13 protein-coding genes and 1 tRNA gene are annotated in these 15,659 nt (G+C 41.9%); 2 read left to right on the forward strand and 12 right to left on the reverse strand.

The window, feature by feature from the left end; all coding sequences use genetic code 11:
- Window positions 1-9: 9 nt before the first annotated feature.
- The 6 genes from F0L74_RS28835 to F0L74_RS28860 form a co-directional block, all read right to left on the reverse strand.
- Window positions 10-1,215, reverse strand: coding sequence for a DUF4221 family protein (locus tag F0L74_RS28835; RefSeq protein ID WP_149841354.1), 1,206 nt, complete (start codon window positions 1,213-1,215; stop codon window positions 10-12).
- A gap of 91 nt (window positions 1,216-1,306) precedes the next feature.
- Window positions 1,307-1,561, reverse strand: coding sequence for a hypothetical protein (locus F0L74_RS28840; protein WP_149841355.1), 255 nt, complete (start codon window positions 1,559-1,561; stop codon window positions 1,307-1,309).
- Window positions 1,562-1,718: 157 nt separating this feature from the next.
- On the reverse strand, window positions 1,719-2,822 hold the full coding sequence (locus F0L74_RS28845; protein ID WP_149841356.1) for a metallophosphoesterase: 1,104 nt from the start codon (window positions 2,820-2,822) through the stop codon (window positions 1,719-1,721).
- A gap of 38 nt (window positions 2,823-2,860) precedes the next feature.
- A complete protein-coding gene (locus F0L74_RS28850; protein WP_149841357.1) occupies window positions 2,861-4,357 on the reverse strand; it encodes a TlpA family protein disulfide reductase in 1,497 nt (498 codons plus the stop codon).
- 41 nt (window positions 4,358-4,398) lie between these two features.
- Window positions 4,399-5,835: a RagB/SusD family nutrient uptake outer membrane protein gene (locus tag F0L74_RS28855; RefSeq protein ID WP_188316214.1), complete on the reverse strand. Its 1,437-nt coding sequence runs from the start codon at window positions 5,833-5,835 to the stop codon at window positions 4,399-4,401.
- Between the two features lie 46 nt (window positions 5,836-5,881).
- Window positions 5,882-9,283 (reverse strand): TonB-dependent receptor, encoded by a 3,402-nt coding sequence (locus tag F0L74_RS28860; protein WP_149841359.1) that lies wholly within the window; start codon window positions 9,281-9,283, stop codon window positions 5,882-5,884.
- Window positions 9,284-9,755: 472 nt separating this feature from the next.
- Here F0L74_RS28860 and F0L74_RS28865 point away from each other — a divergent pair, with 472 nt between their 5' ends.
- Together F0L74_RS28865 and F0L74_RS28870 are read left to right on the forward strand one after the other, a co-directional pair.
- Window positions 9,756-10,313 (forward strand): RNA polymerase sigma factor, encoded by a 558-nt coding sequence (locus F0L74_RS28865; RefSeq protein WP_149841360.1) that lies wholly within the window; start codon window positions 9,756-9,758, stop codon window positions 10,311-10,313.
- Between the two features lie 44 nt (window positions 10,314-10,357).
- The gene (locus F0L74_RS28870; protein ID WP_149841361.1) at window positions 10,358-11,485 is read left to right on the forward strand and encodes a FecR family protein; all 1,128 of its coding nucleotides are present in this window, start codon (window positions 10,358-10,360) and stop codon (window positions 11,483-11,485) included.
- A gap of 155 nt (window positions 11,486-11,640) precedes the next feature.
- Here F0L74_RS28870 and F0L74_RS28875 read toward each other — a convergent pair.
- From F0L74_RS28875 to F0L74_RS28900, 6 genes are all read right to left on the reverse strand, one after another.
- Window positions 11,641-11,715 (reverse strand) — tRNA-Val (locus F0L74_RS28875).
- An 85-nt stretch (window positions 11,716-11,800) separates the two neighbouring features.
- Entirely contained in the window at window positions 11,801-12,973 is a 1,173-nt protein-coding gene (locus tag F0L74_RS28880; RefSeq protein WP_149841362.1) for a lanthionine synthetase C family protein, read from the reverse strand.
- A 114-nt stretch (window positions 12,974-13,087) separates the two neighbouring features.
- Entirely contained in the window at window positions 13,088-13,819 is a 732-nt protein-coding gene (locus F0L74_RS28885) for a LytR/AlgR family response regulator transcription factor (protein WP_149841363.1), read from the reverse strand.
- 1 nt (window position 13,820) lies between these two features.
- On the reverse strand, window positions 13,821-14,870 hold the full coding sequence (locus F0L74_RS28890) for a sensor histidine kinase (RefSeq protein ID WP_149841364.1): 1,050 nt from the start codon (window positions 14,868-14,870) through the stop codon (window positions 13,821-13,823).
- Window positions 14,871-14,972: 102 nt separating this feature from the next.
- Window positions 14,973-15,164, reverse strand: coding sequence for a class I lanthipeptide (locus F0L74_RS28895; protein ID WP_149841365.1), 192 nt, complete (start codon window positions 15,162-15,164; stop codon window positions 14,973-14,975).
- A gap of 10 nt (window positions 15,165-15,174) precedes the next feature.
- Window positions 15,175-15,651, reverse strand: a complete 477-nt coding sequence (locus F0L74_RS28900; protein WP_149841366.1) for a hypothetical protein — start codon at window positions 15,649-15,651, stop codon at window positions 15,175-15,177.
- Window positions 15,652-15,659 lie beyond the last annotated feature (8 nt).

Raw genomic sequence — 15,659 nt, forward strand, 5'->3', positions numbered from 1 at the left:
AATTAATTATTATTTTTTGGTAAGCACTTTATCAGCCAGATCTTCATAATCAAGCTTCACCAGATAAATGGTATCCTCGCTTCTTGTACTATCAGCCCTGGCATACATCCCATTAGGAGTAAATATTAAGCTATATAGATTAATATTCTTATCCACAATAGATTCTCCAATAACCCTAAAACTGCTATCCATAATAAGAATGCTATGCTCTTTTATCAATTGTTTATCCGAATACTCAAGTCCGTTAATTTTCTTCTCCGCAACCCTTAAATAACGTTTCATGTAAGGATCGAAATAAACCGGCCCATATGAATCCCTCTTCAAAAAGGCTTTATAACTACTTTCGCCATCTTTAATGTCTTCTAGAGTAAAAGATGGCATATTCTTAGAGACGCCTTGACTTCTACATGAATAAGAATAATGTGTCTTTACAAGATCGGTTACATAAATATTACTATCCGGGGCAAAACTAAAAACGAACTGCTTACTCAGCGGATTATAGCAGTATGAGGGCGCCAAAAACTGCTTATCATACATACTATCCAAAGACCACTCTGGCAATTTGTATAACAGGGACGCTTTGGAAATATTCCATTCAATCCTGTATACGAGCCGCCACTTTTGCAAATCCCCTTTATTGGTACAATCTAGCGTAGGTGATGCAGGCAAAACCAATTGATTGTCCACAAATACAGGCGGACTCGTATTTTGGAAAGAAGAGGATGCCCGATAGGGATCAAACAATAACCCAATACTATCCTTTACTGTTCCATTTGTATCAATTCGGTAAAGATTCATATTACTATAAACATAAATACTGTCATAGCTTTTGAAATATACTTTGGTTCTCAACAATGGCCTATAATCCTTAGCAATCTCTTTTATATTCAATCGCTTTATACATTCTTTTCGATGGAGATCATATATATTGAGTAAGAATGTATTTTTATCAAAAAAAGCGAAAACCGATTGAGTACCCAGCTGTTTAAAATTAAAACATGAAAATTTGCTTTCTGTCAATGAATCAATAGGCAATTTTATTGTGTCTGTGGTTACTGCCACACCTGCAAGTTGATACCTGGCACTAAGGGGGATGTGGCTGGGTGGCGGCAACTGCGCTTCATTTCCGCTATAGCATCCCATAAGGGTCACCCAAATAAATAGTCCTATTTTATAGGAATGCTGACAAACAAATTTTAACAAACAGGATTTCATACACTATCAAAGATTTATACATAGAAATACAAATAAAGCAGCTTTCCACCTTCTCAGTGGAAAGCTGCCAAAATTCTAGTTATACTATCTATTAATGTATGGCATCACAAGCAGCTTTACTTACGTGGCCTGCCTGGAAGTGAGCATTAGTAGTTCCTCCGTGAGTCAGATCAGTTTTACATGTCGGGTTGGTTGCAGTAACACAGCTCCAAACAGCTCCGCTCTGAATACAACGGCCATCTAATGCTTGAATGGGGGCTTTGGGTGCTTTCATGGAGGGAATAGCGAAAGCAGTAACGCTAGACATTGCTAAAATCAGCATGCCCCAAAAAGTTCTTTTTTGCATAGTAATTACAGTTTTTATTAGTTAACAAATGATTGATCCGAGCGCTCAGGATACAACACTAAATTACTAACATCGGCTGTAAAGGAATTTCAGTTCATAAATTCGCTGGTAGGTCTGAAAATAAAAATTTGTCCAAGCATAATTTAACTCAACTTTATTATCGCATATACCACTCTGTTAGATTTCCATTGCTGTCTGTCATGTAAGGCTTTCCGTTTTCAATTAATAATGCCTGGTGAACACCTTTATGATGGTTAACATCCACCGCAAATACCTTACCGCCATATAGTGGCTTGATCTCATCAACAATTGTGTGTCCAATCACAATATACTTGCAATTGTATAAAGACAATGTCCTTTCAATTTCTGAGAGAGATGTTGGAGCACTTTCTTCGAAATACCCCCTATACCAAAACGGAGAGGTCTCACCATCAAACAATACTCTTAAAGAATCGGGTATATTAGCGCTATTTATGCCATAATAGGGCCTGGCGATACTATTAATCTCTGAAATCCGCCAATTCTTCTTAAGGAGCTCCGGGGAGATGCCTCCGTGTAAAAAAAGATAATCACCGACTTTTTCAATAATGTTCTTCGAACGTAGCCATTTTCCCAATTCAGTACGGTCCGCGTACAACTCACTATAATCTTTTCCCATTATTGCGGCTTGTTCAAAATACTTAGGTTCCACATATCTCCAATCACCAGATAAGTTCATGATATCATGATTGCCTAATAATACGTGAACATATCCTCCGTGCACTTTTGCAGCCCCCTCGAGTTCGTAAAGTAACCACAGATAAGCTGCCACATCCTGCCCTCTATCAAACAAATCTCCACAGATAATTAAATGTCCACTGCCAAAAGTCCAATTGTACAAGCTATCCATTACTTTATTTGAAATCATAAGCTGCCTGAACCCCTCAAACTCTCCTTCAATGTCAGATACAATCAGCATCTTACCGATGTTTGGAAATACTGACGGCTCCTCACCCACTATATCCTTTAGGGAAACAGCAAAACCATGCTTTGGGTTTCCAACTACCGGTACATTTAGCTTAATCCGCGGCTTTTCACTATTAAAATATAAACTCTTTACAGGAACCAGCCGGCCATTACTGTCAACGATCTCCCTGACCTCAATGGAATCTTTCAAATAAAAAACATACGGTCCGTCAGTAGTAACAATATTTGGCCTCTCTGCCAATCCTTTACCTAGCAAAACCACAATAAGTAAACAGAATATTAAGAACCTCTTCATAGAAACGGCTATTATAGTTTAAAGAAAGATATGGCGGGCTAGTGATGATGCTCAGCTGGCTTCAATAGCTTATTTATCTGTTCAATCATCTCCTCTCCATTATTTGATGGCCTGGCGTCGGGCGGAGATATACTTACAATATATCCGCCTTTATCGATTAAAAATACACTAGGAAAACTGTGTACATTGTAGTCATTAACGGTTGAAGTCTTACCTATGTTCAGGCAAATACCAGATCCTGTTGTATACTTCCTTTCTATCAAACTTTTCTTCCATTTACCCAAGTCTTCATCCACCGACACATTCACCAATTTCACATCAGGGTTATTGTTAAAAGCATTTTCAATCTTTGACATTACAGGTACTAATCCCGCACAAGGGCCACACCCTGTAAACCAAAAATCAAGTAATATCACTTTACCCTTTAGATCTTCCAATGATACTAACTCCCCATTATGATCATACAGAGAAAAACCCGGTGCTCTATTTCCCTTCGCTACTTTCACAGCCTTTTCATATATACCATTTATCCAGGATTTATATTCAGGATAATCGCTTTTGGATAGATAATCCTTTACACAATTCTGAAGATCAACAAATCTGTCTCCTATTGCTCTATTACCTAGCCAAAACTTTAATCTCAATGATATTATTTTCTCTCGAAGAAGCCCATTAAATAACATTCCCGCCTCTTTGTATTCATCTCCTATTGCCTCAAAGCTAGTTTCTGAAAAATTGTTATCCCTCCAATTCTTAGTCGGCAAATACATTAATGCGAGTTCGGTTGCATACCAGCCAGCTGAAATATCGTCGTGCCGCGCAATAATATTTCTAAACGCCGATCGCTCTACTGTACTATCATACAAATCTCCCAGTTCCTCTTTAGACACTTTTATTGTTTTAAAAAAGTGTACTGCAGCCATTAGCGACTGCATTTTCCTCAGTCGATAAGATTCAGCCTGAGTAATAAGAGCCGCCTGCATTAACAAAAAAGCATTAGAAGAAATGCTGTCTTTATAAGTTTCCAGGAATGCAAGACGCTTTATCTGTACTGTATCTACCCAATGGCACATTGCCAGGTAATCTCCTATTGAGTCACAACTCGTGAAGTAAGGGTTCGGTGGTAGCCTAACACTGTCATTTATGATCTTAGCATCTTCAATTATCCTGAATTTTAAACTCCCCCTTCCAGAAAAAGCGAGGCTGTTATTTTCGTCAATAAAAATGTTGATGCTATCCCCCGGCTCCATGATATAGCTATACCCTCCACTATTAAACGGAGTTACGACCATTGCTGGATGAGTAAGCGTTTTTTTAAAGAAAAAACGTCCATCCGTTAGTGGCACTTTGATTCTATCCTTATGATAGTCCGCATTCCCTCCATCATCCAGAGTAATAGTAATTGAATCCGTATTTTTTAACTTTTCTGCATAGCCAGTCAACACCGTCAATTTCTGACCATAAATATTCTGACAACAAATAAGGAGTACACATATGAAAAGTAAGAAGTAACTTCTCTTTTTACACACGATCATAGTTATTCTTTTAAGGTGTATTATAATTTCAATCTATTATATTAGTAGCCAACGTTCTGTTCCAGCCCGTTCAATTGAGTTTCGGTTAATGGAAGAGGCGCAATTGCCTTATTACTTGGATATGGCAAAGTCACTGCCAGTGGATTCGTTGCATCCTTTCTATAAATGCTCTTCCCGGCTCTAAGAAGATCATACATTCGGATCCCTTCAAAACACAGCTCTTTCCTTCGTTCCTTCGCAATGCTATCAGTCAGAGCCACTCCAGTTGCATTTACTATAGGGACACCAACCCGTTCTCTAATAAGGTTAAGATAGTATCTGGCGCTGTCTTCTTTATTAAGAGAGCAATAGCACTCCGCAGCCGTCAAACACATTTCAGACGAGCGAAGTAACGTTTGATAATGTGATTTTGAAGGATCAGAAAAGCCAGCGACCACCCCTTTGGGAAACTTAGTTATAATCCAATTGTCGCCCGATTTTTTAACCCATTCGTTTCTCAAATCCTGGGCATACTCTGCCAATAAATCTGCTACATCAGCGGTTGCATAGAATATAGGATTGGTTGAATTAAAATAATATCCCGCATAAGACGTACTCACGCTTGCATTAATTCCAATAGCTAATGGAGTTAACTGAAACAACGCCTCCGATTCATTATCCGTAAATAAATTATGCGGATAATTAGTGGGAAGAGAAGTCGTATTCATCATAAGAGGAACCTCTGCTAGCACCTGCAAAGACAATCCAACAGCGTCTACATAGTCCCTCTTAAACAAGTACAATCTGGACAACAATGCCCTTGCCGCATTTTTATTCATTACCACTTTCTTGTTCTCTCCTGCAAATAATGGAATCGCATCATTTAAATCAGCAATCATATTTTTGTACACGTCTGCTACCGAGCTTCTCTTTATTGCTAAAGAGTAATCAGACGCTATTACATAAGGAATTCCGGGATGAGATGCATCTGGCGTAAAGAAATATGGCTGAGCAAAAACATTAACCAGTTGATAATGTACTAACGCTCTTATTGCAAGTGCCTGAGCTTTTATATTATCCGCCTTCTTTGTATCCTCGCTTCGGTACTTGTCTACATTCTCGAGCACATATGCCAACTGACGTAGTACAGCATATCCTGAAGCCCATGTAGAATTCATTTCCAATCCGGAATTGGATGTACTTACTGACATACTCGTGGTCATAGACCACAGGTAAGGAGCATTCAATTGAGAGGCGCCTGTTTTAGGCTTAGCATTATCAGATATCACCTCTGCATAAACGATATTATTTAAACCGGTATAAAACGGATTACTTAGTTTAAGATAAACCCCATTTAATAATTCATCGCATGCAGCCAGACTGTTTATATATTCTGTTGTAACCGCCTTGTCTCCGGGCGGAGTATTCATAAAGTCCTTTTTACAGGATACCAAAATTATTAGAAGGGGCAATATAAGGCGGTGAGCATACTGTTTCATATCGGTCATTTTTACGTCTTCAATGAGCTATCAAATAGCATGTTTATTAGAAATTAATATCCAGTCCTAAAGAATAAGACCTTGCTTGTGGATATGCGAATCCTTGAGCGCCAGCTATCCCTATATTCTCCGGATCGATTCCCTTAAATTTTGTCAATAACGCCAGATTATATGCCTGTCCATACAACCTTGCTTTACTAATACCTATTCTCCTGATCCAACTGGTTGGAAATGTATAACCAAGCAACACGTTTTTCAACCTGACAAAATCTCCGTCAAATAAAAACCGTGTACTTGTATAATAATTAGCATCAACCGTTGCAGTATTATTTAACACCCTTTTAGGGTTAGCAGCATGATCTCCAGGCTTCTGCCACCTGTCCAATGCCTGCTTTGATTGATTCATGTATGGAAAATTAGCGCCATCATTAATCATACTCGCAGACGTCTCATCATATATCTTATATCCATATTGATAATATAGGAGAAATGACAAATCCCAATTACCATAGCGGAAATTATTGGTGATCCCCCCATAACCGTCCGGCTGTGGTTTTCCTACAATCACCCTATCGTCATATGAGTAAGTACTAGTTACTTTTCCATCTTTGTCAAGCCATTGAGGAGCCCCATTGTCAGGATTCACACCTCCCCACCGAACTAAATAGAAGGAATTAAAATTTTCCCCTTCTTTATTTATGAAATTCCCATCGGTTGTTAATGGTACATCTGCCTTGATTAATTTGTTTTTATTTGTACTCCAATTAAAACTTATGTTCCAACTAAAATTATCTTTGATGATGGCATCCGCCGATATTGTCACCTCCACACCTTTATTCTGCATTTTCCCAATATTTCCGTTTACACCTACAGTTCCGGAGTTCGGAGGGAGAGTAATGAAGTACAGCAAATTTGAAATATCTCGTTTGTATACATCAATTGTACCTGACAACCGTTCGTTGAATACTTTAAAATCAACTCCCATATCCTTATTCAACGCTTTCTCCCAGCCTATATTTGGATTACCTGGGGTTACAATACCAGCAGGCAAATTATTATAATTACCTGCTGCAACCAGATTATAACGATCCACCACATTAATTGTCGCCGAGTTGCCAGACGATCCAATACTAGCTCTGATTTTCAGATAATTTAACAGTTTGCTCTGCTTTAAAAAAGCTTCATTTGTTAGTTCCCATCCGCCGCCTACCGACCAATAGTTCCCAAACCTGTTACGTTCTCCGAATTTGGAGGAGCCATCTCTACGAGCGCTCAATGAAAGGTGATACGTACCATTATAACTATAATTCATTTGTGAAAAAAATGAAAGCAACGTAGTTTTGGAGCTAGTTCCTCTTGTGTCAACTACCGTTGTAGCGGCTGATAAATCGTTCAAATAGGGGATTGACAACCCTTGTTTAATTCCTATAAAGTAATTTCTTCTCTCGATTTGTGCTTCCTGTCCCAGCAAAAAATTAATAGCGTGCTTGCCATTTAACAATCGGCTATATCGCAGAACATTCGTATTAATTATTCTGTTATAAAAATCATTAAAATCTTGTATCTCTCCGACACCTGGTGGTGAATATATATTCGTAGATAGCCGGGGGTCTGTTTTTTGCTTAATTTGAGCAATTAACACATCGGTTCCTACATCAGTTCTAAAAGTAAAATCCTTCAGGAATTTCAATTCTCCATATAAACTGGTTATTACTCGATATGATTGTGTTTTGTTTATATCGTACTCCAAATCTGCGAGTGGATTATTAAAATAACTTCCCGGAGTAACAAATGGTTGCAAATAATAAGTCCCGTCTTTCAAATGAATGGGATCCAATACAGGTATGGTATACGGAAATCCAGATGCGCCGGCAAAATAACCATTGCTGTTACTATTTAAATAACTCTGATTGGTATAGGACAGGCTCGAATTCAAGCCAATTTTAATCCATGGATTTATTTGATTTGAAAAATTATACCGCAAAGACAGTCGATCGAATCCGGTATGCTTTATTGTTCCTTTTTGCGAGGTATACCCCGTATTGAAATAGTACAGCGTTTTATCATTTCCCCCCGAAATTGAAAGCTCATCTGTATTTGTAATCGCGGTATTATTATAAATTGCCTTGAACCAATCCTCCTGATCATAAAAGACCGGCGTACCCTGGGCATTTGAGTACGTTGGGAACAATGAACCTAAATCACTATTGATACGGTCATCTGTCCAATAAGACGAATCCGAATTTTTATACGATTCCTTTAATAACTCAAGGTATTCATGCTGGTTAAGGGACTTATTTCTTTTATAAATGGGACTTGACACATCACTTAAATGATGAAAGCTAAACGATGTTTTGCCGGCCTTGCCCTTTTTTGTAGTAACCAGGATAACGCCATTACTTGCTTTTGATCCATATAAAGCTATAGCAGAAGCGTCCTTCAACACAGAAATTGTCTCAATATCATCCGTATTCAATTGTGCCAGGGCATTGGTGGAAGGCGGAGCATTTGAAGGTCCTAGTGCCTCAATAAAATCCACCGATACTGTCGGAACGCCATCAATAACAATAAGTGGTTGTCTAAATGACAGCTGAGTTTTTTCCCCTCCGGTTCCAATTCCCCTTAATACAAAATTGCTTAGTCCTCCCCCAGGGGCTCCGCTACCTGTCGTAACCAATAACCCTGGCACCTGACCTTGCAGACTTTTATCGAAGGATCTATTTGGCAGATTGGCGATTGTTTCCCCTTTTACAACCATTAACGCTCCTACATTAGAACGCATTGTGCTGGTGCCATAGGCTACTACGACAGTTTCATCCAAAGCATTTACAGCAATTTCCAGCTGAACCAGTAATGTCTTACCCTTAATGGAAATCTCCCTTGACTTAAAACCAACAGACCTTATTGCAATTACATCATTAGCTTTTGTATTTGATAGACTAAACTTTCCTTCAGCATCGCTGGTGGCGCCGTCTTTTGTTCGTTCAATGATTATAGTCGCCCCCGGTATCGGTGTCCCATCCGCCGCTACTACCTTCCCACTAATCGCCTGCGCCGTCACCGCCGTATCACCTACAACCTCATCTCCCACGCTACTCTTCCTCTCCTCCTCCCTCCCTATCCTCACAATATTATCCATATACACCCATGTCAACCCCTTCCCCTGCAACAACCTCCCCAACACAGCATCCAACGTCTTATCCACCATATTCACCGTCACCTTCTCCTCCTGATTCAACACCGCCGTACTATAAAAAAACTCCAACCCCGTCTGCTTTTTGATACTCCGGAATACATCCCTTAACGTATTATTATTTGCAATCACTGTCACTTTTTTGCTGCCCTGGTCGCTTTGACCGCGTGGCATCCCTTTCAGGCATAAGGATGTGTGGATAAGGATGCTCAATGCCAGTATTCTGAACATCCATTGACCCCAAGTTTGTACCATAGATTAGTAGCGTTTAATCGTTAGTTTTAGTTAAGAGCTTGTGAAAATTGTTAATAGTTGGTTAACGTTCTAAGAACGCAAACTTGACATCATATGTATTACCGATTGAAAAGACCTGCGTTCACTGTTGAAGCTGATTTTACCTTGCATACTGAACATAACAATCTATAGTTTCTGAACATTCTCTTCTAAATACAAGAACCTATAAAAAACATACTAAGGCACATTGAAAAAAATTTTACTAATAACAATTAAGTAACATGGGGTTTACATTGAATTAACCGTATAATTGAATTTTTTTCATTAAATCTACATGAGATTTAGAGGTATTGTAATTGTCATTCTTAAACTATATTTTTACGATCCCAACGAATGTTGTAAATTCTCTCTGGATAACTGCTATCGTGCACCGGTCCTTCGTCCGTTGTCTTCTTTAACTTACGCCTCCCGAATCGTAGTCATGCTGAAATAAATGCAAAACACGCATAGCACAGACATATCAATTGTAGCAGCTTTTAAAAAGGGCAGTGAGCAGGCATTCACAGAACTATTCCATAACTATAGTTCCTGGCTGTATGGCGAAGCGCTTTTCTATTGCCAGGATAAGGACGATGCCAAAGACCTGGTACAGGAAGTATTTGCCAATCTCTGGGAAAAGCGGGCCAGTATCGACGCCAGCAAAGACATCCGTAAGTTTCTCTTTATTTCCTTACGGAATGCCTATATCAATAGAGTACATAAGGATAAAGCCGCGCAGAATTACGTTAATTATCAGCTTCGCCAAACGAATGAGCACATCTCCCCTCCTGAGCTTCCCGGTGACAAAAACAATGAGGAACTGGCGAACAAAGTGAGGAAAGCCGTGGAAGCTATCAAAGGCAATGCAGCCCGGAGTGCTATTGAGATGTATTATCTGGATGGCGAAAGTTACGAGAACATCGCGCTAAAAACGGGTCAGCCGGTACAATCACTCAGAAATGCCGTAGCCAGGGGACTATCCATTCTCCGGAAAAAGTCAAAATTCCGGTGATCAACTTAGTATGTTTTAATGCCAATGCTGTATTTAGATAGAATATGAACTTCTTAGATCAAATTGAGAATCTTACGGGACAGGAGATCGCCAATATCATTAGCGATGAGGATCGGAAGTTCCTGCAACAAAGTGTTGCTAACGATCCTGCGGCCTATGCAGTATGGAAAGAACGGCATGATTTCCATGCCAGGGAAGACATACAGGAATGGAAGGCGGCATATAACCCGGAGGAAGTATTGAACCGGATCTTACCGGATGTCCAGAAAAGCCGCAAAAAGGTGTTTAATATACGATTGGCTACCAGCGTGGCCGCTACTATTCTGGCGGTCATTGGCGGCATCTATCTTTCAAAATTCTTCATAAAACAAAAACCGTCCATTGTTTATTCCTCCAGGCATAACATTGAGCTGCAAATGCCCGGCGGCGAAAAAATTGATCTCAGCACCTCCCAGGGGCAGGTACCGGTAGGCGCCATGACATTACATAATTTAAATAAGACCTTGCGCTATTCTACGACCAATACCAATGATGAGCATCTTAACCTGGCTACTTTAACAGTACCTGCCGGCAAAGATTATAAGATAGAGCTTTCTGATGGATCTGAGGTGTGGCTGAATTCTGCGACTACCTTAAAGTTCCCTTTTACCTTTGCCGGCGCCTCCAGGGAAATATCCATCTCGGGAGAAGCTTATATTAAGGTATCCCACAATGAGTCAAAACCATTTCTGGTGCATTTGCCTAACAGCACCATCCAGGTGCTGGGCACAGAGTTTAATATTAACACCTATACCGACGGCGTAGAAAGGGTGGCGCTGGTAAAAGGCGCAGTAAAGGTGCAGGGCAATGGTAAACATAGCGCGTTGAAACCTGGGTTCGAATCAGTTATTGCGGCGGGCGATATCCAGGTACGGCCTTTTTATGCGGATGAAGTATTATCCTGGCGGCAGGGGATCTATTATTTTGATAATACAACCCTGGGGGAAGTATGCAAGGTGATCCCGCGGTGGTTTGGCGTAGAAGTAGTCATAGACGACCCGAAGATCAGCCAGAAACGATTCACCGGACTGATAGACCGCAACAAACCCATGGAAAAATCGCTGGAACTGCTGAAAGCGTTTAATGATATCCAATACTCTTTCGACAAGCAGGGCGTTTTACATATCCGGTAACGGCCGGAACCATTTCGATTCATTACCCCTAAGAAGCATATATAAAGAAGTCCTGCCTGGTGGCGGGACTTTGGGTTTATATTGGCCGGGCAGCGTTATCCTCCAGAACCTCATACAAACAAAAAAGTCCCGCCATCTGGCAGGACTCTCTTCTGTGGGAGTTGACGGGGTCGAACCGCCGACCCTCTGCTTGTAAGGCAGATGCTCTGAACCAACTGAGCTAAACTCCCTTCCTTTCTACCATCATCCTTTCGTTTGATGGGATTGCAAAGGTAAAAACTATTTTCAATTCGCCAAATTTTTTTTCACTCAATTTCACAACAACAACATCTCACTCCACTTCAACTCCTTCCTCGATATAAACGACAACAACGTCAACCCCACTCCCGCCAATCCCTCCAGCAAATCAGACTCCTTCCCCCTGTAATAATCCGTCCGCAACTCATGCTCCAGCATCAGCACCGTCTGCTCTATCCAATACTCATACCCCTTCTCATAAGCCACCAGCCCGCTCTCCTGGTAGATCCTCCGGTAAACCTGCGCCACGCCGGCAGAGCCATGGCAAAAATGCGTATCATCTATCAACGTAGATGGACGGTCCTTGCGCATCAACGTCTGCAGCCCCACCAGGTCGGCCAGCCTTTTAAGCTCATCCCATTTAAGAAAACTGGCAGCCTTATAAAACAGCAGCACTTCGTTCAGGTCGCTATAACACCAGGCCAGCCGGTTCGGGGTAGCGGCTTCCGGCTCCTCCCGGTTAATATGAAAGGGAAAGATATTATAACGGCCTTCTTCCGGGTCAATATCCCGCTTCTGTAACATAATGTACTCCACTCCCTGACGGATCACTTTTTTTACTTCCTCCTGGTTATCCAATACATCAAAAACATTCATCAGGATCATCAGCATGCTGCACTGCCCATGGGCCAGGCCCAGGTTGGCCCCCTGTTCTGCGGCTTTTTTTAAGACCAGGTTCCGGAACCATACCCCGTTCTCTTCCCGTATGATCCTGGACAGCAGCTTGTCCACCAGTTCATTGATATAACGCCGGGGTGTCTCCGCATGTTTACGGGTGGCAAAATAGTGGATGCACCCAAATGCGCCGTGCAGGTAATCTACACAGTCCACTTCAATTTCCTGGAGGGCGCTTTTAAAAAGGTATTCCTCCAGCACTTCAAACTCCGACTCAATATCAATATTCAGCCAGCCTTTACCAGCCACCAGGTTGGTGAGATAGGCCAGGCCGGCTACGCCGTTAGCCAGGGAAGCGCCTAACAGGCAAGGCTCTCCGTTGTTCAGCTTATTAAAAACATCCTCGATGATGCGGATGCATCTATCCAGGTATGCTTCCTCTTCATAATGTTCATACAACTGGGAGTAATAAAGACCTAGTCCCAGGGAGCCCGCCAGCATATAGTCCCTTTTGGGCGGATGTTGCTCAATCAGCTGGTCAGTTTGTTTTAATATTCTTTCTACGATCTGATGCATACGATAATTTACTTTGTACCCAAAGTCAAAATTACCATACACCTATATGCCTGTAAAATAAGATACACCAACTGGGCCTTACCTGTGACCAACCCGCGCTTGCATGCTATCAAATCATTCCATGATCTTTTTCTTCATCAGCTCAAAGAAAACGGGCTTATAGGTGTCTCCAATGGGGATCTCCGTTTTCAGCGCGCCCAGTTTGATGGTGTTACCTTCTATCATGCTGATCTGTTTCACCGCTACTATAAAAGATTTATGCACCCGTATAAAATGTTTCCTGGGCAGGCGTTCCTCAATATCTTTCATACTTAGCAGGGCCATGGTTTTAATGCCGTTGTGATGGATGGCAATATAATTTTTCATCCCTTCTACATAATCAATATCCGTAAGGTTGATCTTCAGCATTTTTCCCTTCACTTCCACTTTCACAAAAATGTAATCGCCTTGCATATTATCCTCTTCCTGCACATGTGTGTACGCCTCCCGGGAAGAGAAGTTATTAAAAGCACGGTGGGCAGCCTTTAGAAAGCGGGGAAAAGGCACCGGTTTAAGCAGGTAATCTAACACATCCAGGTCAAAACCGGCGGTGGCAAATTCTGAGTAGGCAGTAACAAGCACAAACTGCACGGGGCGCTGTATAGCAGTGATCAGCTCTAATCCGGACAGTTTGGGCATCTGTACATCCAGGAACACCAGGTCTATCTTCCCTTCGTTGATCCGCTGTATGGCTTCTATTGGGTTAGTAGTAGCGCCGGCCAGTTGCAGGAACTGGACCTCCTTTATATGATTGGCTATAACGTCTATGGCATGCTGTTCATCATCCACAATAAAACATTGTATCATGCTATTCGTATTTTAGTTCAAGATAGGTATTGTAAAATTCCGGTTCGTCCTGTACCAGGAAAGTGAATTTGTCGCCGTACATCCATTCTAGCCGTTTACGGATGTTCACCAGCCCAATGCCGCTGGAAAGCTCCCTGGGACCGGTATGTTTTTTATTGCTGGTCTCAAAATAAAGCGTCTCACGGTCCGTATCCACTTTGAGGGATATAAGCACGGGATGCATCTCTTCACGCAGCTCTCCATGTTTCAGGGCGTTCTCTGCAAGACTGATCAACACAAAGGGAATAACGCGGATGCTGGTGATATCCCCTGTTATTGCTAGTTGAATATACAGGCTGCTGCTAAAGCGCATCTGGCTGATCTTAATGATATTCTTCAGATGCTCCACCTCTTTTGTCAGCAGCACTTTGCCATCTGAGCTATCGTCTGTTACCTGCGCATACCGCATGATCTCTGCCAGCAACAGGATGCCGTCCGATAGCTGTTTGGATACGCTCATCGACTTGGAATAGAAAAAGTTCAGCGTATTCTGCAGAAAATGCGGGTTGATCTGGCTTCTCAAGAAAGCATATTCGCTTTGCAGGTTCAGTTTCTCCAAGCGCATCCGCTCTTCTTCCGCTAATCGCAATTGCCGTTCTTTCAGGACAGCTTTACGTGCATAATAAAATCCAACGGAATAAAGCAGGAACCGCATATATAAAAAGATAGAGTCCCGGATGATCACCTTTCCTTTATCGGTTGTATAAGGCTTAATATCCAGTAGCGCCAATAGATGAAAAGCATACATATAGCGGAGCAGGAACAGGAACAAGAGCCCCGTCAGCCAGCAGCAGATACCTGACAAAGGCCGCTTCTTAACAAAAACCATTTTCAAACTGAAATAACCCGCATAAAACGACCAGATGGAAAGCAGGTTGGCAAAGACCACATCCAGGAAATTTTCATGCAAATTCACCAGCAGATTGGTCAGATAGGTATATAAGATAAAGATACACCAGGCAAGAATGTGCTGCAACATAACAGACTTTACCTTCATAGGAGTGATACGCATACCGTTTTAATATAGCACATTATTCTAATTAAATACACACCAACCCGCTGCTTACAAGATAGCAGCCGGTTGATGTGTTTGTTACAGGCCTGTAATGAATACTTAAGCCGAGATCGCACCGCCGCCGGTAGTGGTCCCCGAATTGCAGGTCATTTCCGCAGCAGACCAACGGACAATAGTAGGAACGCCTTCATCCATTCCGCCAAAGAGCCTGGCGGCGGTAGCTGCATTCAAGCGGACAATGGTTTGTTTGTTAAGGGCCAACTTTACGGGTTTTTGCTGTTTCTTTTTCATATTATAGGGTTTAAATTCTTAGCAATTTTTTGAACACTCTTTCCTTTGACACTACGATACTACAGGCGCCGGTAGCCCATTCATCCGGACCCACGGTCTGCCCGCGGGTACTTTGCAGCCCGGTGCTGAGTCTCAGCTTTACAGTAACCATCCCGGTAGTATCCTGTACCGGTTTATCCGTTACGGTAGCCAGCAGCTCTCCAAATTCGGCCGCCGGATATTTATCCAGGATAATATATACCCGCTGGCCAGGCACGATCTTACCGGCGCCGTACACCGGCAGGCGGGCTGTTACTGTATAGGCATTGGCCGCATGCCGGATCTCTACCCTGCCCTGCATTACGTCCGGGTAATGGATGATGGCGGTAAAAGACAGGCAGCCCAGCACCATGATCAGTAATATAAGGTTGCCATACCGGATAAACCAAACGGGTTTTTCGCCCAGCACCTCATCGTGCCCTGTGTCTATAGTATTATTTACTGGCATGATCAAAC

Origin of the sequence: Chitinophaga agrisoli, from assembly GCF_008386695.1 — a bacterium.
Classification (GTDB): Bacteria; Bacteroidota; Bacteroidia; order Chitinophagales; family Chitinophagaceae; genus Chitinophaga; species Chitinophaga agrisoli.